The organism is Ruegeria sp. BHSA163, from assembly GCF_059613365.1.
Window position 1 is genome coordinate 47,481 of sequence record NZ_JBXWSJ010000010.1, and the last position, 18,145, is coordinate 65,625.

An 18,145-nucleotide genomic window follows, 5' to 3' on the forward strand; every position below is an offset into this window, starting at 1 on the left:
TCCAACCCTTTCATCATTGGCGCATGGCACGGGCCATTTGCGCTGCTTCTTCCAGAACTGCTTCGTCCAGCCCTGTTTGATACCCTAACCTGTGCAGATGCGCGGCCACCTCCTCGGTCGCGACATTACCTGCCGCCCCGGGCGCATAGGGGCAACCGCCTAAACCACCGACTGCAGCATCGAAGACCCGTACACCCAAAGTCAGTGCAGCATCGATGTTGTCGATAGCCCTGCCATTGGTGTTATGAAAATGACCGGCTAGCCGCGTGACTGGGACACGATCCCGCACGGCCAGCAGCATTTGTGCCACCGAATCCGGAGTACCCTGTCCGATCGTATCTCCTAATGAGATCTCGTAACAGCCCAGGGAAAACAAACGGTCCGCGACCTCTGCGACTTTATCTGGCGGCGTTTTTCCGTCATAAGGGCAATCCGTAACGCAGGACACATAGCCTCTCACAGGCAAGTCTATGTGTCTCGCGGCTTCGACAATAGGAATGAACCTTTCAATCGATTCCGCGATAGTGGCATTGATGTTCGCTTTGGAAAATCCTTCGGACGCTGAGGCAAACACTGCGATCTCGTCGGCATTAGCCGCCAATGCATCCTCGTACCCGCGCATGTTTGGTGTCAGAGCTGCATAGCGCACTCCTTCCTTGCGAGTAATCCCTGCCAAAACCTCTGCGCTTCCTGCCATTTGCGGCACCCATTTTGGTGAAACAAAACTAGCGACTTCAATTCGGTGAAATCCTGCCTGACTAAGGCAATCGACCAATGCCACTTTCTCGGATACCGGAATTTGGCGCTTTTCATTCTGAAGTCCATCGCGCGGCCCAACTTCAAAAATCTCGACCGGTTCAGCCATTGCTAAGCCTTTCTTTCATTAAATCTGATCAGAATTCTCGGCAGCAGAACTACGGCCAAACTTTTCGAAACAGATCATTCCTCTTGTAAACGGACAAGCGCCGCCCCCGCTTCTACCTGTGCACCGGCGGAAGACAAAACTTCGGCAACAACGCCGTCTCGCGCGGCGAGCAAAGCATGCTCCATTTTCATAGCCTCTAGAATAACCAGCCTATCGCCTTTGCTAACTGTTTGACCCATTTCCACAAAAACGGCTTTTACGAGACCGGGCATCGGCGCTTCGATCAAGTTGGTATCACCGGCGGCGGCAGTGTCCCGATCAAGCGGGTCAACGACATCGAAACTGTGGCCGTAGTCACAAAAGACAGTGATCTTTGATCCGGAAACAGCCACATTCGGCATCGGAGTGTCCTCCAGACGCCAACGGCCATCAACGCGTTCAGCTGCAACCGTTTCGTCGTTTACGCTCCAGACTTGAATATCCGGTCCTTTGACTTGAACATCGAACACAATCTGTTGTCCGTCTTGTTCCAATTGAACCGAACGGCGCAAAGGCGACCACAGTGTAAACCCGACATCGTCACCTGGTTCGAACAGTTGAAGCGCCGCCATAGCTGCGGCTACTCCAATTTTTGCCGATCCCTGACTTTGACTGGTCAGGTACTCGATATCACGCCCTATTAACCCGGTGTCCACGTCACCTTTAATAAATTCTTGATGTCGCGCCAGTGCGCCGAGAAAGGCAAGATTGGTTACTGTCCCCGCAACTTCTGTTTCCTGCAAAACGCGGTCCAGCACTTTCAAAGCCACCCCGCGTGTCGGACCATGAACTATCACTTTTGCGATCATCGGATCATACCAAGGGCTGATTGCGTCCCCGGCACGAACGCCGCTGTCAGCTCTGCAATCTGCGGGAAACTTTAGATGCGTCAGCATTCCCGTTGCGGGTAGAAATCCCTTTGGCACGTTCTCGGCATACAAACGCGCTTCTAAGGCGTGCCCAGTGATTGACAGGTCTTCTTGGCGCAGGGGCAGAGTCTCTCCTGAAGCCACCCGCAGTTGCCACTCCACCAAATCGACCCCTGTAATTGCTTCGGTTACAGGATGTTCCACCTGAAGGCGTGTGTTCATCTCCATGAACCAGAACCGATCAGGACGCAGGCCATCTGATGCATCGACAATGAATTCGACTGTCCCGGCACCTTTATATCCTATGGCTTCGGCAGCGCGAACTCCAGCTTGTCCCATGGCGCTTCGCATTTCTTCGGTCATACCGGGAGCCGGAGCTTCCTCTATCACCTTCTGGTGGCGCCGCTGAAGGGAGCAATCCCGCTCGAAAAGGTGAACCGCATGGCTACCGTCGCCAAAAACCTGAACCTCGATATGCCGGGGCTTGGCTACAAACTTCTCGACCAGCACAGCGTCGTTACCGAAGGCGGTCAGAGCCTCACCACGTGCACTTTCGAGCGCCTCGGAAAAGTCCTTCGGATGCTCGACCAGCCGCATGCCCTTTCCGCCTCCGCCAGCGACGGCTTTTATCAAAACCGGATAGCCAATCGCCTCGGCAGCACCCGTCAAATGCTCAGGGTCCTGATTGGCACCATGATAACCCGGTACAACAGGAACACCCGCTTTCTCCATCAGAGCTTTAGCGGCGTCCTTTAGGCCCATCTTGCGGATTGCATCGGCCGATGGGCCAATAAAGGTCAACCCAGCAAGCTTAACCGCCTCGACAAAGTCCGGGTTTTCGGAAAGGAACCCATATCCTGGGTGTATAGCCTGAGCACCAGTATCCAGGGCGGCTTGTATAATCGCATCGCCTTTGAGGTAACTATCCGCCGGCGCTGGCCCGCCTATGTGCACGGCCTCGTCTGCCACTTGCACATGTTTGGCATTTGCGTCGACGTCCGAAAAAACAGCGACACAACTGACTCCCATTTTTTGCGCGGTGTGCATTACCCGGCACGCGATCTCCCCGCGGTTGGCAATTAGGATTTTATTGAACATCAGCGAATCCTTGTAATTCGAATCCCACCGCTTCAAATTTCAACTTATGAGCGAAAACATTTACGATTCCGACTTCGTAGCCGGCGTCTTTGATCGTTGTTCCAGTGCCTACCGAAACTGGAGCACAATTGCGTCTTTTGGGATGATAAGGGCTTGGCGCAAAGCCTGTGTAAAAGGACTTGAATTGCCTCCTGAGACCAATGCAGCGGGTGTCGATCTTATGGCCGGAACTGGTGAGGTCTGGCCGCACTTGTTCAGCAAATTTCCCAAAATCAGCAAAATCACCGCCATAGATATAAGCTCTGGTATGCACAAACAGGCGATAGACCGCCTTCACAAAAGTAAGGAAGACCGAATTTCTCACCACTGCGCAAATATGTTGACCACTGACCTGCCGAGTGCGACTGCCGATTTTGCAATCTCTACTTTCGGTCTTAAGACTTTCAACGCTTCGCAACATCTGACCTTTGCACAGCAATTGGAAAGGATCCTCAAACCGGGAGCGCCATTTTCTTTGATCGAAGCAACAGATCCCGTCGAATGGCATTTGCGACCTCTTTACCGTATCTATTTGGACAGCGTTTTGCCGCAAGTTGAACGGTATTTTTTGAACGGCGCGCAGGACTTTGCCATGATCGGCACCTACACACGAAACTTTGGCAAAGGTTCCAGCGTGTTGAACGCGCTCCAAGCCGCGGGGCTTGAAGTAAAAGTAAAGTTCTTTGTCGGTGGCAGTGCCGTTAGGTTCGCGGGGTTCAAACCAATCACAAATGGTCATGAATCACATCCTGAACACGCCAAAGCGCGTCTCCCCGATCGGCGCGTTCAATGCTGCTCTCAGCGATAATGCCAGCACATCGCGGCTTTTTCGCGGGTCAATTATGCCGTCATCCCAGAGACGCGCGGAGGCATACAATGGATGCGACTGCTCCTCGAACATTTCCAAAGTGGGGCGTTTGAATTCAGCTTCTTCTTCTTCGGACCAGGTGCCACCTTGCCTTTCAATCCCATCTCGCTTGACCGTGGCCAAAACACCCGCAGCCTGCTCACCGCCCATGACTGAGATGCGCGAATTGGGCCAGGTCCAAAGAAACCTGGGCTGATAGGCGCGGCCAGCCATGCCGTAGTTACCAGCGCCAAACGACCCGCCGACAAGCATAGTGATTTTGGGAACCGCAGTTGTAGCCACTGCGGTCACCATTTTGGCGCCATGCCGAGCAATACCCTCGCTTTCATATTTTTGCCCAACCATGAAACCGGTGATATTCTGCAGGAACACAAGGGGAACTTTGCGTTGCGAACAAAGCTCGACAAAGTGGGCACCCTTTTGAGCGGACTCGGAAAACAAAACACCGTTGTTGGCAACAATTCCAACTGGGCAACCTTTGACATGAGCAAAGCCGGTTACCAATGTCTCACCGAACCGTGGTTTAAACTCGTCAAAACGCGACCCGTCCACAAACCGCGCGATCACTTCGCGTATGTCATAAGGCGTCCGCAAGTCTGAGGGGACTATGCCAAGAATTTCTTCGGGGTCGTATGCAGGGTCCTCGGGACTTGCCCAATTTGTTTTGCTGCCTTCGCCCAAATTCAGTGACAACACTGCACGGCGGGCCAGCGCCAGAGCATGAGTGTCGTCTTCGGCCAAATAATCCGCTACACCGGATAACCGGGTGTGAACATCGCCGCCGCCCAAATCCTCGGCGGATACGACCTCGCCAGTTGCGGCTTTCACCAAAGGTGGCCCGGCCAGAAAGATCGTTCCCTGCTCTCTTACAATGATCGTCACATCCGACATTGCTGGCACATAGGCTCCGCCCGCAGTACATGAACCCATCACAACAGCGATCTGAGCAATACCTTTGGCGCTCATCCTTGCCTGATTATAAAATATGCGGCCAAAGTGATCGCGATCGGGAAAAACCTCGTCCTGATTGGGTAGATTGGCGCCCCCAGAATCGACGAGGTAGATGCACGGCAGACGGTTTTCTTCTGCAATCTCTTGCGCGCGAAGGTGTTTTTTAACGGTCAGGGGATAGTAGGTACCGCCTTTGACTGTTGCATCGTTGCAGATCACCATGACGTCGCGCCCTTCTACGCGTCCAACACCGGCGATGACGCCCGCACAGGGTGCCGCACCATCGTACATACCATGCGCTGCAGTGGCCCCTATTTCGAGGAACGGGGATCCGGCATCCAACAGGTTGGCGACCCGACGACGAGGCAGCATTTTTCCCCGCGATTCATGGCGCGCGCGAGACTTCTCGCCGCCGCCCATTCGGGCCGATTCAGCCGCCTCTGATATCTGCTTCAACGCATCTAGATGGGCGGCACGGTTCGCTTGGAAGACCGCTGATGTTGGTACGGCTTTAGATGTTAGTTTCATTGCATCTTTCCCAAATCGCGGAGTTCCAGCGCACGTTCGGCTGTTTCATTCAAAACACAACCGGCGTAGACGATTGAACGTATTGTTCCACCTGACCACAGGCTGTACTGCAACCCACACTCGGCATCCCGAAAACTGATCCACGCCCGTTGCACTTCACGAAGCTGGTTCGCCAATTCTGCGCTCTCCTGTGCAAGCTCTGCTCTACGAAGCTGGTATTGCTCATTTAGAAACGCGTCCCAGATCAACGTTTCCTCTTGAATACATTCAGTTATTCCGAGTGTAGTACTTTGTCCCGGAACGGTTTGACATAAGTTTGCAGCTTGCCCAACGCATTCAGGCAAACTTTTTCCAACCAATTCTTGAGAAGAACACTGTTGAACATAACCTTTGTCCACAAAGGCTTGTTGGGCAGAAACAAAAGTCGGCAATAAAGATAATATCATCGCTGATCGTATCATTTGGTCTGTTCCTCTGCCGCCAAGATTCTGAGTTCTTTTCGAATAACCTTTCCCGTTACCGTCATCGGCAACGAACTCAAAAAGGCTACTTCGCGAGGATAAGAGTAATGGGCCAAACGATCTTTAACCCATTCTTGTAGTTCCGATGCGGAAGATTCCGCGCCGGGTTTCAGAACAACATACGCCTTCACGATTTCGGTTCGCAGTGGATCGGGCTTGCCTACCACACCCACCGTTGCCACAGCAGGATGAGTCAGCAGGCAATCCTCGATCTCGGCCGGTCCAATCCGGTAACCGGACGAGGTAATCACATCATCGTCGCGACCAACGAAACGAAGATAATCGCCCTCCCAAACGCCACGGTCACCGGTGATCAGCCAGTCACCACGAAATTTCTCGACCGTTGCCTCGGCACGGTTCCAGTATTCCAACATCATCGAAGCCGAGCCGCGCCGGATTGCCACGTCACCTTCTTCGTCGGTTGCGTTGCCGTCAGCGTCTATAACCGCAACCTCGTGCCCCGGCACCGGTTTCCCGATACACCCGGGACGCACCGGGAAATCAACGGCGCAGGAAGAAACTACCATGTTGCATTCGGTCTGACCGTAGAACTCATTAATAGTTAAACCGAAAGCCCTCTCGCCCCATGCCAGCATTTCTGCCCCAAGCGGTTCCCCGCCCGATGCAACAGAACGCAGACCCGGAATCGCCTGATCCGCCGCCTTCAGCATCCGCAATGCGGTTGGAGGAAAGAACACGTTCCGCACATCGCCACGGGCGATCACATCGGCGCAGGCGTCGGGTGTAAATTTCTCTAGCCTCGCTGCGACCACAGGAATGCCAAGTGCCAGCCCGGGCATCAGCACATCGAAAAGCCCACCGATCCATGCCCAGTCTGCCGGGGTCCAAAGACGATCGCCATCTCGCAAATGATTGTGGCTGATTGATACACCAGGCAGATGACCCGTCAGTACACGGTGCCCATGTAACGCGCCCTTGGGACGACCGGTTGTGCCAGAGGTATATATCAATACCGCAGGGTCCTCAGGCCCTGTGTTTGCAAACTGAAAGTCTTCATCCGAAGGCGCGATCTGATCAACCAAAACAGATTCAGCCAGATTGCCCAGCAGAGCAGCCCCTACTGCATCTGTCAGCACTATTCTCGCGCCTGCGTCGCCGACGCGCGTCGCCAAAGCGTCATGTTTGAACAGCTTGAATAATGGTACCGAGATGGCACCGATCTTCCAGATCGCAAGATGCGCAGCTGCGCACCAAGGGGACTGGCCGAGTAACACGCCGACGCGATCACCTGCTTTTACCGTTGGCAGAAGTGTTCGAACGATGCCGTCAGTCATCTTGTGCAGTCGATCGTAGGTGTATTCCTCTTGTCCCCTTTCGGTCAGACAAATGATCGCCGCGTTATCGCGTGGATGCGATAGACATTGCCGGGACATGTTAAGCCGTTCAGGAATCGCCCAGCCTCCTACTGAGTTCAAACCCGGTATGCGGCTAGTGGTACGCATGCGAAAGACTCATTAATTTTTGGGCGCTTGCCCGCTGGGTGGAACGCCAAAAAACCCAAGGAACTTGAAACAGATCAGAGTTGGCCCGACCCGCTTGATGCAAAATGCCGCCATCAACCATTTCAAAGGCCATACAATGACTCAGAAACTCGCCGCTTTGACGCTTTCGGCTACTCTCGTCGCGTTTGCCGCTCCTGCCCTTGCTCAGAATCAGGGCGATTGGACAGTCGGTGTGGGTATTGGTTACCTCGACCCCAAATCCGACAACGGTACTCTGGCTGGCTTTGATGCCGACGTCGACTCGGATACTCGCCCGATATTCACTGTTGAATATTTTATACAAGACAACCTGGGAATCGAGTTGTTGGCGTCCACGCCTTTTGAGCATGACGTGACTTTGGGCGGCAGCATCGACGCTGGCAGCGTCAAACACCTGCCTCCGACCCTGTCGTTGAACTATCATTTCCCGACCAACAGCGCGTGGAAGCCTTATGTCGGCGCCGGGCTCAATTATACAATCTTCTACGATGAAGATTCCCCGCTTGGCGACCTGAATGTCGACAATTCCTTCGGCGTTTCGCTGCAGGCAGGACTGGACTATATGGTTACCGACAGCGGTGCAATTCGACTGAACGTCCGCTGGTTTGACATCGACACTGACGTCGAACTTGATGGCACCGATATTGGTACAGCCGAAATTGATCCTTGGCTCATCGGTGTATCCTACGTCCACAAGTTCTGATCCTTGTTAGAGGCGCCCCTAGGGACTTCGGCCTGGGGCGGTTTCTTTAGAGCATATCGGCCATTAACTCGCGTCCGATCAGCATTCGGCGGATTTCGCTAGTACCCGCACCAATTTCCATCAGTTTGGCGTCGCGAAAAATGCGGCTGACAGGAGTGTCCGACAAAAATCCTGCTCCGCCCATTGCCTGCACCGCCTGATGCGCCTGAGCCATTGCCTGCTCTGACGCATAAAGGCAGCAGGCCGCGGCATCCTGACGGGTCACATCGCCCCGGTCACAGGCCTTTGCGACCTCATAAACATAAGCGCGCGCCGAATTCATAGCTGTGTACATATCGGCGATTTTTCCCTGCATCAGTTGGAAGCTGCCGATTGGTTGGCCGAATTGCTTGCGTTCAGCCAGATAGGGCATGATCTCATCCAAACAGGCCGCCATTATGCCAGTGCCAATCCCAGCCAGAACCACGCGCTCATAATCGAGTCCAGACATTAGGACGGCAACACCCTTACCCTCTTCGCCAAGAACGTTATCAAACGGCACCTCAACGTCTTCAAAGATCAATTCAGCGGTGTTCGATCCACGCATACCCAGCTTGTCGAAGTGTGGTGAAGTCGAAAATCCGGTCATTTCTTTCTCAATGAGAAAGGCTGTTATCCCTCTCGATCCGGCCTCGGGGTCGGTTTTGGCATATACGACCAAAGTGTCTGCATCCGGACCGTTCGTGATCCAATACTTATTCCCATTCAACCTGTAATGGTCATTACGCTTTTCAGCACGCAGCTTCATTGACACAACGTCTGATCCCGCCGAGGCTTCAGACATTGCCAGAGCGCCAACGTGATCACCAGAGATCAAACGCGGTAAATATTTCTGCTTTTGCTCTTCGTTTCCGTTTAGCTTGATCTGGTTAACACACAAATTCGAATGCGCTCCGTAAGACAACGAAACTGAGGCAGAGGCGCGCGCCACTTCTTCAACGGCGATCGTATGCGCAAGATAGGACATACCTGCACCACCATATTCCTCTGGCACGGTTACACCTAAAAGGCCCAGATCGCCCATCTCGCGCCACAGTTCGTTTGGAAAGGCGTTGGTCTTATCGATTTCAGCTGCCAACGGCTTAACACGCTCCTGCGCCCAGCGGTGCACCATCTCGCGCAGGGCATTCACGTCCTCCCCCAAATCGAATTCCATCGTGGCCGTGAACATTCGACTCTCCTCTTTCGCGTTAATGAACAACTGTTCAATAACTGAATAACAGCCAAACCTCAGCCGGTCAATCTCTCTGCCTTGCAATAGACCCGAATGCAAAACGCCGCCCTTGGGGGCGGCGGTCAAAAGGAAAGTGCGTGCAGTGCAGGCGCGCACCGATAGATCATGACTGGTACACTGACCCCACTTCAGCGCGAATGATCCGAGCAATCAAATCGCAATCCTCCAAAGAAAAAGTCAGAGGAACCCGCATGTCCATGATCCCGGTCAGAATACGATCGCTCGCCGGCATCCGCTCACTTTCTGCATACCGCCAACTGTCATAGCGCGAAGTGAAACCAGTTGGCTCCGCACCTCCGAACCATTTCAACTCGACCCCGCGCGCCGCACAACGCCTTATGACTTCGGAAATACGTTCGGGAAGCCAGTCGAGAAGAAGAAACTGAATGGACGAGCCCACATATTTTTCAGTCTCAGGTCGTTCAACGATCGTCAGGCCCGGAGTGCCTCTCAATCCTTCTTCTATTGCCGCGTAACGCTCATTCCAACGGTCAACCTGTCGATCGAGATCGCGTAATTGCGGGCGCAGAATCGCTGCGCGCAAGTTGTCCATCCGACCAGATACATTGGGCGTCGTATATTTGATCCGCTCGAAGACCTCCGGATCAGGTGCAGCAAGATGACGTTCATAAAGCATGTAAGACCCGGACAGCATCGTGGCTTTGGCTGCCAGTTCTGCGTCGTCAGTAACTAGCAGACCACCTTCGCCTGAATTCACATGCTTGTATGTTTGACAGGAATAACAACCAATTGCCCCTTGGCGACCAGAAAGCTGGCCTTGCCATGCGGCTCCCATTGTGTGCGCGCAATCCTCGATAACTATGACGCCAGCATCGTCGCACATTTGCATCAATCGATTCATATCGCACAAATGTCCGCGCATATGGCTCAACATCAGTACTCGCGCCTGATCGAGCTTGTTTTGCAAGTCATCCAAATCGATTGTCAGATTTTCCGTAACGCCAACGAATACTGGTTTAGCACCGACTGAAGCAATCGATCCCGGAACCGGAGCCAGCGTAAAGGCATTTGTCAGAACCGAGTCACCCGGCCGAACGTCCACCGCGCGCAAGGCCGTCGCCAAAGCGTACCCACCGGATGAAACCGCCAAACAGTACTTCGCACCCATTTGGGCCGCGAACTCCTGTTCCAGCAGTGCGGTTTCCCCCAATTCACCTGGTGCGGTATTGTAACGATGCAAACGACCATGGCGAAGAACCGCAATGGCGGCTTCAATAGCGTCTTCCGGGATGGGTTGCTGCTGCGTAAAGCTGCCAGAAAAAGTCTCTTTCATAGGCTCGTTCTTAGGGTCTTGAGGGATTGCGTCAAGGGATTATGCTGCCGCGCCGATCAGACCGGCCACCAATTCAGGCAAGTCTCTAAAGTGTTCCAGAAGAGCTTCTGGTTCCAAAGCTGCCATATCTGCGCCGGAGGGTCCGAAAGTGACCAATACAGACGGCACACCGGCCGCACGGGCTGTGTTTCTGTCCGTATCCGAGTCTCCGATCAGAATGCAAAGGTCGGGATTGCCGCCTGCCCTCCGCGCCGCCTCCCGCAGGGGTTCGGGGTCGGGTTTACGAACTGGCAGCGTGTCAGCCCCGACCAACGAAGCAAACTGGTCACGTACGCCCATTCGCGTCAATAGCAAATCTGCAAGTGCCTCTGGTTTATTGGTGCAAATGCCAACGCCATAACCTGCAGCCTTAAGTGTGCCCACAGCTTCAATCGCACCGGGGTAGAATTGTGTGTGCGTGTCTATGGCCTGAGAATAAGCCTCCAGCAGTACCGGATAATACTTATTGACCGTTTCGTCCGCGTAGGCTCCTACCCGTTTTAGCCCGTGCGTCAGCATCATTCGACCGCCCCGCAAAGCAATCGCTGCGTCCTGGCCGTGTACCAGAACGTCACCATGTCCCATTTCGCGAAAACAGTGGTTGGCCGCAGCCAACAAATCGCCAGATGTATCGGCCAAAGTCCCATCCAGATCAAAGATGACTGTCCGCATGTATTCTCCTTGTTCGGCAGGTTTCCGCCAATACGTGTTGCAATCGGCAATCTTCTTTGATGGCCGCAGCGCTTGCGCCTTTAGCGTCAGCGGATAAAACGGACGGCGACAAAACAAAAGAGAAAACGATTTTATGAATACCGCCCTTGTCATCCTTGCCGCCGGAAAAGGCACGAGGATGAATTCCGATTTGCCAAAAGTTCTTCAACCTATCGCTCAAACTCCTATGCTGGTTCATGCGATGCGAGCAGGAGCGGTTCTTTCGCCAGAACGCACCGTTATCGTAGCCGGGCACGGTGCTGAAGAAGTGGCCAGGGTTGCAAAGGTCGAGGACGAATCTGTAAGCGTGGCGGTACAAGAGAAACAGCTTGGCACCGCGCACGCTGTTGCACAAGCGCGGGACGCGCTGACAGGCTTCAAGGGCGATGTTGTTGTCCTGTTCGGTGATACTCCTTTCATTGAGCCAACGACACTGGAGCGAATGATTGCTGCCCGTAAGTCCTTTGACTTGGTTATGTTGGGCTTTGATATTGCCGAGGTTCAACCGCGCTATGGCAGGATGATCATGGACGGTGACAGGTTGCAGAAAATCGTTGAATACAAGGACGCAACCGAAGAACAACGCGCCATTCGCTTTACAAACAGCGGTCTTTTGGCCTGCAATTCCGATCTGCTTTTCGATCTTATTGATCAGGTCAGCAATGAAAACGCATCTGGTGAGTTCTATCTGACCGAACTTGTTGCGTTAGCCAACGCGCGTGGGTTGACGGCAACGGCGATCAAGTGCGACGAGGCTGAAACTCTGGGTGTGGATTCCCGCGCTGATCTTGCAGCTGCCGATGCCGCTTTTCAAACCCGGGCACGCAACGCTTTGTTGCAGCAGGGGGTTACGCTAATGGCGCCGAATACAGTCTATCTGTCCGCCGACACCGTAATAGGACGCGACACCGTCATCGAACCTAACGTGGTTTTTGGGCCGGATGTCACTGTCGAAAGTGGTGCGACCATCCGAGCCTTTTCCCATCTTGAAGGTTGTCACGTAAGCCGAGGAGCAATCGTTGGCCCATATGCACGTATTCGACCTGGCACGGAGTTGGCAGAAAATGCGCGGATTGGCAATTTTGTAGAAATCAAGAACGCTGTGATAGCCGAGGGCGCAAAAGTAAATCATCTCAGCTATATCGGCGACGCTTCTATCGGGGCCGCGTCGAATATTGGCGCGGGTACGATCACCTGCAATTACGACGGGATGATGAAACATAAGACGACAGTTGGCGAAAATGTATTTGTCGGTTCGAACACCATGCTTGTTGCCCCCGTCACGCTTGGGGATGGAGCAATGACAGCTACAGGGACCGTGGTAACCAAAGATGTTGAGCCAGACGCGCTTGCCGTCGCTCGCGCCAAACAACAAAACAAACCGGGTTATGCACGCAAGTTTTTTGATATGTTAAGGGCGAAGAAGGCTCGCCGCGACAAAGGAGCCTGAGTAATGTGTGGAATTGTTGGCGTTTTAGGCAATCACGAGGCTGCCCCTATTCTGGTTGAGGCGCTGAAACGCCTCGAATACCGCGGGTACGACAGCGCTGGGATTGCCACAGTGAACGGTGGCACATTGGGGCGCAGGCGCGCGGTCGGTAAACTTGTCAATTTGAGCGATCTGTTGGTGCATGAACCTCTGCCGGGAAAATCGGGCATTGGTCACACTCGCTGGGCCACACATGGTGTACCTTCGATCACTAATGCGCATCCGCATAAGGCGGGCCCTGTGGCTGTTGTTCATAATGGCATTGTTGAAAACTATCGCGAGTTGCGCACCGAATTGGCGGAGCATGGGGTCGGGTTTGAAACCGAAACTGACACAGAGACCGTCGCCCTTTTGACGGAATATTATATGGGTACCGGACTGTCTCCAGCCGAGGCCGCCTTCCAAACCATCGACAGGCTTGAGGGAGCGTTTGCGTTGGCATTTCTGTTCGATGGTGAAGAAGACCTGATTGTCGCCGCGCGCAAAGGCTCCCCGTTGGCCATAGGGCATGGGGCGGGTGAAATGTACGTGGGTTCGGATGCCATCGCTCTGGCACCATTGACGGATCGCATCACGTATCTTGAAGAAGGTGACCGCGCAGTGCTGACCCGCACCTCGCTTGAAGTCCGCAACGAAGCAGGCGAGCTGGCCAACCGCCAAATGCGTCAGATCAAACTGGACAATGCCCGGGCAGACAAGGGTGAGCATAAGCACTTCATGGCAAAGGAAATCGCTGAACAACCGATTGTGGTGGCGGAAGCGATTAGATCCTATCTACCATCAGGTGGCGATCACGTGGTTCTGCCGGGCGATGACATCGATTTCACCAAGCTGGACCGCATGACAATGGTCGCCTGCGGCACCGCATTTTATGCCTGCCTTACAGCGAAGTATTGGTTTGAAAAGCTGGCCAAAATGCCGGTCGAGGTCGATATCGCAAGCGAATTCCGGTATCGGGAACCTCCGGTCCCTGATCGCACCCTGGCGTTATTCGTAAGCCAATCTGGTGAAACCGCTGATACTCTGGCTGCGCTTCGATACTGCGAGGGCAAAGCAGATAAAATCGTTTCCGTCATCAATGTTCCTGAGAGCTCGATCGCTAGAGAAAGTGACGTAGCGCTACCAATTCACGCCGGCGTGGAAATCGGCGTTGCCTCGACCAAGGCGTTTACATGCCAATTGAGCGTTTTGCTTATGTTGGCTCTAAAGGCCGCTGTTGATCGTGGCACATTGAGTCCGGAACAGATCTCCGACCATGCAGCAGCCTTGCGTGGGTTGCCCTCGGTTTTGAACACAGCGCTGGATGAATTTAACACTATTCGCAAATCGGCCCAACGCCTGTCCGAAGCGCGCGACGTTCTATTTCTGGGCCGTGGGCTGATGTACCCGCTGGCAATGGAAGGGGCGCTTAAACTGAAGGAAATCAGTTATATCCACGCGGAAGGTTACGCGTCGGGGGAATTGAAGCACGGGCCTATCGCCCTGATCGATAAGGATATGCCAGTGGTCGTAATGGCTCCTAAAGACGCAGTTTTTGACAAGACTGTGTCAAATATGCAGGAAGTCATGGCGCGCAAAGGCAAGGTCATTTTGGTATCCGATGACGAAGGAATTGCCGATGCTCAAGACGGGGTATGGAGCACTATACGGATGCCCCATGTTCATCCAAATCTGACACCGATCCTGTATTCCGTTCCTGCACAATTGCTGGCCTACCATACGGCCTTGGCCAAGGGGACGGATGTGGACCAACCGCGTAATCTGGCGAAGTCTGTGACTGTGGAATGACTAACCCGGTTCCTTTGGAATATTATTTGGATCAGATAAAATTCCATGCAGACGCCCATCGTGCAAAACAGGTGGCGGCCTATCACAAAGCTCAGCGACCATATCTGGGTGTGCCTAATCCGATTCTGAACGACCTAACAAAAGCTTGGCGCAAGGAATTGGATGTATCGGGCAGGGTCGCTCTCGCGGACGCATTGTGGCGAACCAATATCCACGAAAGCCGTGTCGCTGCGTCAAAACTTTTGACGCAGGCGCGCATCCGACCAGACGAAGCGGTCTGGAGCCTATTGCAAAGTTGGCTGCCCGAATTTGACGCATGGGCCATCGCAGATCATGCTTGCACGGCAGTCCAGAAACGCTTGATCGCAGACCCGAACCGGCTGGATCAGGTCGCTGAATGGACTGTTTCAGATCACATGTGGACGAAACGTGCCGCTTTGGTCTCAACCCTTCCGTGGACCAAGCAGAACCATCCAAAACCCGATGACTTAGAACGGCGTGATCGAATTTTGCAGTGGGCTGCTGGTTATGTCCCGGACCGAGACTGGTTTATCCAAAAGGCGATAGCCTGGTGGCTACGTGAACTGTCAAAACATGATCCCGAGCGCGTAATCGCATTCCTTGACCGGCATGGTGATGAAATGAAGCCCTTTGCCCGAAAAGAAGCAGGAAAATACTTGCGCGGCTAGTTGGAATATACTTCCAATTCAACCAATTCGTCATAGGGCACAAGTAACGCCCGCATCGCGTCCAAGGATAGTCGGCTACCGCCCCCCCCAGAAGCAGACACCGGAACCAGTGTAATGTAAGCCTGTGCTCCGGTCCTTGGAACGACCACCCGGCCTGTCATTTCCACTTCGACCAACGGCGTTTCCAGCCACCGACCAGGGGTATTCGGATCGCCAAGACCCGCAACAGTCTTTCTGGGTCCATTCCAACCCGCATCGGCAGTGGCCGGAGGCGGTGTTTCGGCCACGGCTTCAACTGTAGCAGGTTGTAGCTCGGGCTCAGGGCTTGAGCCACCAAAAATTCGATCGGATGTGGACCTCACAGCATCGCACCCAGTGACCAGAATACATGCTATCAACAGCGTATATCTCATGCTGGAAACTTATCCGCCCTCGCCAATCTGTTCCAGCCTAAAGCGCAGTTCGCCCTTGCCGGTAAGCAATTGCCGCTTTACCTATGGCCTATGACTGCTCCGCTCATCGACCCGTTTGCCCGCGCCATCACTTATCTCCGCGTTTCTGTTACGGACCGCTGCGACTTCCGCTGTGTCTATTGCATGGCGGAAAATATGACCTTTCTGCCTAAGAAAGACTTACTGACGCTAGAGGAACTGGACCGCATGTGCTCTACGTTCGTCAGCATGGGCGTGGAAAAACTGCGGATCACCGGTGGCGAACCTTTGGTGCGCCGGAACATTATGAGCTTTTTCAACAGCATGACCCGCCACTTGGAAAGCGGTGCGTTGAAGGAATTAACTCTAACAACAAATGGTTCCCAACTACATAGATTTGCTGACGACCTGTATGCCGCTGGTGTCCGCAGAGTAAATATTTCGCTGGATACGCTGGACGAAGACAAGTTCAGCAAAGTGACCCGGTGGGGTCGCCTTAGGCAAGTCTTGAACGGTATTGATGCCGCTCAGAAGGCTGGCTTACGGATAAAGATTAACGCCGTGGCTCTCAAAGGGTTCAACGAAGAGGAACTGCCTTCGATCACAAAATGGTGTGCCCAACGAGGCATGGACCTGACCTGGATCGAAGTCATGCCGATGGGAGATATCGGTAATGAAGATCGCCTGGATCAATACTGGTCTTTGAAAGATGTTCGTCGGGAATACGAAAACCACTACACAGTCACTGATCTAGCCGAAAGGACTGGCGGACCTGCCCGCTATGTCCGGCTCGAAGAAACCGGTCAGAGAATTGGCTTTATTACTCCGCTTTCTCATAACTTCTGCGAAAGCTGCAACCGAGTACGCCTAACGTGCACAGGCCAGCTTTACATGTGCCTCGGACAGGAAGATATGGCAGATCTGCGCGGTGTCCTGCGCGACAACCCAGATTCCGAACAACCGCTTGAAGCGGCGATCCGTGCGGCAATCGACCTAAAGCCCAAAGGCCACGACTTTGATTACTCCCGTCAGGCTGTCGACGGTCAGATGAGCCGACACATGAGCCACACAGGCGGCTAAAATGCCGGGCCAACACAGCCAGCCTACGCTGCTCTACCACTTGTATTGCGGGGTCACATCGATCGTTGCCCCGTTTGCATGGCGAGTTGTCCGCAAAAAGCTGGAAGCCGCAAAGGTACCAGCTGAAAGACAAAGAGAGCGACTGGGTCACGCCAGCTTACCGCGGCCTAACGGACGCTTGATCTGGTTTCACGCCGCGAGCGTGGGGGAAAGTCTTTCCGTTCTCAGTTTGATAACAAAAATGGGAGAGCGATTGCCTGACGCTGAGTTTCTGATCACGTCTGGCACACCGACCTCTGCGTTGCTGATCGAAAAAAGAATGCCGCCGCGTACTCGCCACCAATATCCTCCGCTGGACTCCGCCGACTCCGTTCGGCGATTTCTGAACCATTGGAGACCGGATGCCGGGATTTTTGTAGAAAGCGAAATCTGGCCACGCCTTATCGTCGAAAGTTCAAAGCGGGGCATTGCCCTGGCCCTTTTGAATGCGCGCATGTCAAAGAAATCGGTAAATGGCTGGAAAAAACACCCCCAGACCTCAAGTTTCATATTGGCCCAATTTCGACTGTTTCTGACGCAGAACAGCAATACTGCAGCAAATTTGATTTCCATTGGGGCCGCTACGGACCGCGTGCAGTCTGGTACAAACCTGAAATCATTGTCTGATCCATTGCCTGTGGATCAGGCGAGTCTCACCGACATTCGAAGACAGATTTCAGATCGCCCGGTGTGGATCACAAGTTCGACCCATGCCGGTGAAGAGGAATATGTTCTGGACGCACACAAAGAGCTTTTGAAACGCTGGCCGGATTTGCTTTTACTGCTGATCCCACGTCACCCTGAGCGACGCGATGAAATTTCCGAGTTGATCAGGAAATTGGGGTTTTCCTATTCGCTGCGTACTGCAAAAGAAGCCATCAGCACGGATACCCAAGTGTATGTTGCAGATACTTTAGGGGAAACCGGAACATGGTACGCCCTATGTCCGATTGTGTTTCTTGGTGGCTCATTGAAAGAAATAGGTGGTCATAACCCATTTGAACCGGCACAAGCCGGGGCAGCTATAATTACCGGGCCGGGTTTTTTCAATTTCGCAGAAACATTTGCGTCGCTTATTTCGTTTGGTGGCGCTTTGGAAGTTAAGACAAGCCTCGATCTGTCACATGCAGTAGCAAAATGGCTGGGTGACCCGTCTGCACTGGCGGATGCGCAAGCAGCTGCCCAGTCTTGCGTAAATACTCAGAAATCGCAGTTAAATTCGATTTTGGACAGTCTTTGCAAAGCCCTAAACCTCGAAAGCTCTGGACCGGCCGTCGTTTCTAATTCAGAGTTTTCTGGGAAGCGCGGGGACTGAACCCCGCGCTCCAG

Annotated in this window: 16 protein-coding genes; 7 read left to right on the forward strand and 9 right to left on the reverse strand. The window is 53.6% G+C overall.

Annotated elements, in window-relative coordinates; genetic code table 11:
• Positions 1-13: 13 nt before the first annotated feature.
• Positions 14-865, reverse strand: a complete 852-nt coding sequence (locus tag AC2FNV_RS07035; protein ID WP_170608000.1) for a hydroxymethylglutaryl-CoA lyase — start codon at positions 863-865, stop codon at positions 14-16.
• Between the two features lie 74 nt (positions 866-939).
• Positions 940-2,871, reverse strand: coding sequence for an acetyl/propionyl/methylcrotonyl-CoA carboxylase subunit alpha (locus AC2FNV_RS07040; RefSeq protein WP_170608002.1), 1,932 nt, complete (start codon positions 2,869-2,871; stop codon positions 940-942).
• Between the two features lie 46 nt (positions 2,872-2,917).
• On the opposite strand from AC2FNV_RS07040, the gene AC2FNV_RS07045 reads away from it, so the two are divergent.
• Entirely contained in the window at positions 2,918-3,718 is an 801-nt protein-coding gene (locus AC2FNV_RS07045) for a class I SAM-dependent methyltransferase (RefSeq protein WP_496772820.1), read from the forward strand.
• Here AC2FNV_RS07045 and AC2FNV_RS07050 read toward each other — a convergent pair.
• The 3 genes from AC2FNV_RS07050 to AC2FNV_RS07060 are packed head-to-tail and all read right to left on the reverse strand — an operon-like array spanning position 3,653 to position 7,241.
• Positions 3,653-5,257, reverse strand: coding sequence for a carboxyl transferase domain-containing protein (locus AC2FNV_RS07050; RefSeq protein WP_170608005.1), 1,605 nt, complete (start codon positions 5,255-5,257; stop codon positions 3,653-3,655). The two genes, AC2FNV_RS07045 and AC2FNV_RS07050, sit on opposite strands and share 66 nt — an antisense overlap.
• Entirely contained in the window at positions 5,254-5,718 is a 465-nt protein-coding gene (locus tag AC2FNV_RS07055; protein WP_170608007.1) for a lysozyme inhibitor LprI family protein, read from the reverse strand. The genes AC2FNV_RS07050 and AC2FNV_RS07055 overlap by 4 nt, the downstream gene beginning before the upstream one ends.
• Positions 5,715-7,241 carry an AMP-binding protein gene (locus AC2FNV_RS07060; RefSeq protein WP_170608009.1) on the reverse strand — a complete coding sequence of 509 codons (1,527 nt, stop codon included), beginning with the start codon at positions 7,239-7,241 and terminating at the stop codon, positions 5,715-5,717. The genes AC2FNV_RS07055 and AC2FNV_RS07060 overlap by 4 nt, the downstream gene beginning before the upstream one ends.
• 136 nt (positions 7,242-7,377) lie before the next feature.
• Here AC2FNV_RS07060 and AC2FNV_RS07065 point away from each other — a divergent pair, with 136 nt between their 5' ends.
• Positions 7,378-7,983 carry an OmpW/AlkL family protein gene (locus tag AC2FNV_RS07065; protein ID WP_170608145.1) on the forward strand — a complete coding sequence of 202 codons (606 nt, stop codon included), beginning with the start codon at positions 7,378-7,380 and terminating at the stop codon, positions 7,981-7,983.
• A gap of 46 nt (positions 7,984-8,029) precedes the next feature.
• On the opposite strand, the gene AC2FNV_RS07070 is transcribed toward AC2FNV_RS07065, so the two are convergent.
• From AC2FNV_RS07070 to AC2FNV_RS07080, 3 genes are all read right to left on the reverse strand, one after another.
• Positions 8,030-9,193, reverse strand: a complete 1,164-nt coding sequence (locus AC2FNV_RS07070) for an isovaleryl-CoA dehydrogenase (RefSeq protein WP_170608011.1) — start codon at positions 9,191-9,193, stop codon at positions 8,030-8,032.
• 166 nt (positions 9,194-9,359) lie between these two features.
• On the reverse strand, positions 9,360-10,550 hold the full coding sequence (locus AC2FNV_RS07075) for a DegT/DnrJ/EryC1/StrS family aminotransferase (RefSeq protein WP_170608013.1): 1,191 nt from the start codon (positions 10,548-10,550) through the stop codon (positions 9,360-9,362).
• Positions 10,551-10,589: 39 nt separating this feature from the next.
• Positions 10,590-11,261: an HAD-IA family hydrolase gene (locus AC2FNV_RS07080; RefSeq protein WP_170608015.1), complete on the reverse strand. Its 672-nt coding sequence runs from the start codon at positions 11,259-11,261 to the stop codon at positions 10,590-10,592.
• A gap of 133 nt (positions 11,262-11,394) precedes the next feature.
• Between AC2FNV_RS07080 and glmU the strand changes: the two genes are divergently transcribed.
• Genes glmU through AC2FNV_RS07095 form a run of 3 tightly spaced genes read left to right on the forward strand, consistent with a single transcriptional unit; the run spans position 11,395 to position 15,266 of the window.
• Positions 11,395-12,750: a bifunctional UDP-N-acetylglucosamine diphosphorylase/glucosamine-1-phosphate N-acetyltransferase GlmU gene (glmU, locus tag AC2FNV_RS07085; RefSeq protein ID WP_170608017.1), complete on the forward strand. Its 1,356-nt coding sequence runs from the start codon at positions 11,395-11,397 to the stop codon at positions 12,748-12,750.
• Positions 12,751-12,753: 3 nt separating this feature from the next.
• Complete coding sequence (gene glmS / locus AC2FNV_RS07090) at positions 12,754-14,577, forward strand: glutamine--fructose-6-phosphate transaminase (isomerizing) (protein WP_170608019.1); 1,824 nt, start codon at positions 12,754-12,756, stop codon at positions 14,575-14,577.
• The gene (locus AC2FNV_RS07095; protein WP_170608021.1) at positions 14,574-15,266 is read left to right on the forward strand and encodes a DNA alkylation repair protein; all 693 of its coding nucleotides are present in this window, start codon (positions 14,574-14,576) and stop codon (positions 15,264-15,266) included. The genes glmS and AC2FNV_RS07095 overlap by 4 nt, the downstream gene beginning before the upstream one ends.
• Here AC2FNV_RS07095 and AC2FNV_RS07100 read toward each other — a convergent pair.
• Positions 15,263-15,679: a hypothetical protein gene (locus tag AC2FNV_RS07100; protein WP_170608023.1), complete on the reverse strand. Its 417-nt coding sequence runs from the start codon at positions 15,677-15,679 to the stop codon at positions 15,263-15,265. The two genes, AC2FNV_RS07095 and AC2FNV_RS07100, sit on opposite strands and share 4 nt — an antisense overlap.
• Before the next feature lie 90 nt (positions 15,680-15,769).
• On the opposite strand from AC2FNV_RS07100, the gene moaA reads away from it, so the two are divergent.
• Both moaA and AC2FNV_RS07110 read left to right on the forward strand, forming a co-directional pair.
• A complete protein-coding gene (moaA, locus tag AC2FNV_RS07105; RefSeq protein WP_170608024.1) occupies positions 15,770-16,777 on the forward strand; it encodes a GTP 3',8-cyclase MoaA in 1,008 nt (335 codons plus the stop codon).
• Between the two features lies 1 nt (position 16,778).
• Positions 16,779-18,131 (forward strand): 3-deoxy-D-manno-octulosonic acid transferase, encoded by a 1,353-nt coding sequence (locus tag AC2FNV_RS07110; RefSeq protein WP_170608026.1) that lies wholly within the window; start codon positions 16,779-16,781, stop codon positions 18,129-18,131.
• Positions 18,132-18,145: the final 14 nt, after the last annotated feature.

Excerpts from the sequence above, each read along its gene's own strand:
- AC2FNV_RS07035 (WP_170608000.1), bottom strand. The coding sequence starts at position 865 with ATGGCTGAACCGGTCGAGATTTTTGAAGTTGGGCCGCGCGATGGACTT.
- AC2FNV_RS07040 (WP_170608002.1), bottom strand. The coding sequence starts at position 2,871 with ATGTTCAATAAAATCCTAATTGCCAACCGCGGGGAGATCGCGTGCCGG.
- AC2FNV_RS07045 (WP_496772820.1), top strand. The coding sequence starts at position 2,918 with ATGAGCGAAAACATTTACGATTCCGACTTCGTAGCCGGCGTCTTTGAT.
- AC2FNV_RS07050 (WP_170608005.1), bottom strand. The coding sequence starts at position 5,257 with ATGAAACTAACATCTAAAGCCGTACCAACATCAGCGGTCTTCCAAGCG.
- AC2FNV_RS07055 (WP_170608007.1), bottom strand. The coding sequence starts at position 5,718 with ATGATACGATCAGCGATGATATTATCTTTATTGCCGACTTTTGTTTCT.
- AC2FNV_RS07060 (WP_170608009.1), bottom strand. The coding sequence starts at position 7,241 with ATGCGTACCACTAGCCGCATACCGGGTTTGAACTCAGTAGGAGGCTGG.
- AC2FNV_RS07065 (WP_170608145.1), top strand. The coding sequence starts at position 7,378 with ATGACTCAGAAACTCGCCGCTTTGACGCTTTCGGCTACTCTCGTCGCG.
- AC2FNV_RS07070 (WP_170608011.1), bottom strand. The coding sequence starts at position 9,193 with ATGTTCACGGCCACGATGGAATTCGATTTGGGGGAGGACGTGAATGCC.
- AC2FNV_RS07075 (WP_170608013.1), bottom strand. The coding sequence starts at position 10,550 with ATGAAAGAGACTTTTTCTGGCAGCTTTACGCAGCAGCAACCCATCCCG.
- AC2FNV_RS07080 (WP_170608015.1), bottom strand. The coding sequence starts at position 11,261 with ATGCGGACAGTCATCTTTGATCTGGATGGGACTTTGGCCGATACATCT.
- glmU (WP_170608017.1), top strand. The coding sequence starts at position 11,395 with ATGAATACCGCCCTTGTCATCCTTGCCGCCGGAAAAGGCACGAGGATG.
- glmS (WP_170608019.1), top strand. The coding sequence starts at position 12,754 with ATGTGTGGAATTGTTGGCGTTTTAGGCAATCACGAGGCTGCCCCTATT.
- AC2FNV_RS07095 (WP_170608021.1), top strand. The coding sequence starts at position 14,574 with ATGACTAACCCGGTTCCTTTGGAATATTATTTGGATCAGATAAAATTC.
- AC2FNV_RS07100 (WP_170608023.1), bottom strand. The coding sequence starts at position 15,679 with ATGAGATATACGCTGTTGATAGCATGTATTCTGGTCACTGGGTGCGAT.
- moaA (WP_170608024.1), top strand. The coding sequence starts at position 15,770 with ATGACTGCTCCGCTCATCGACCCGTTTGCCCGCGCCATCACTTATCTC.
- AC2FNV_RS07110 (WP_170608026.1), top strand. The coding sequence starts at position 16,779 with ATGCCGGGCCAACACAGCCAGCCTACGCTGCTCTACCACTTGTATTGC.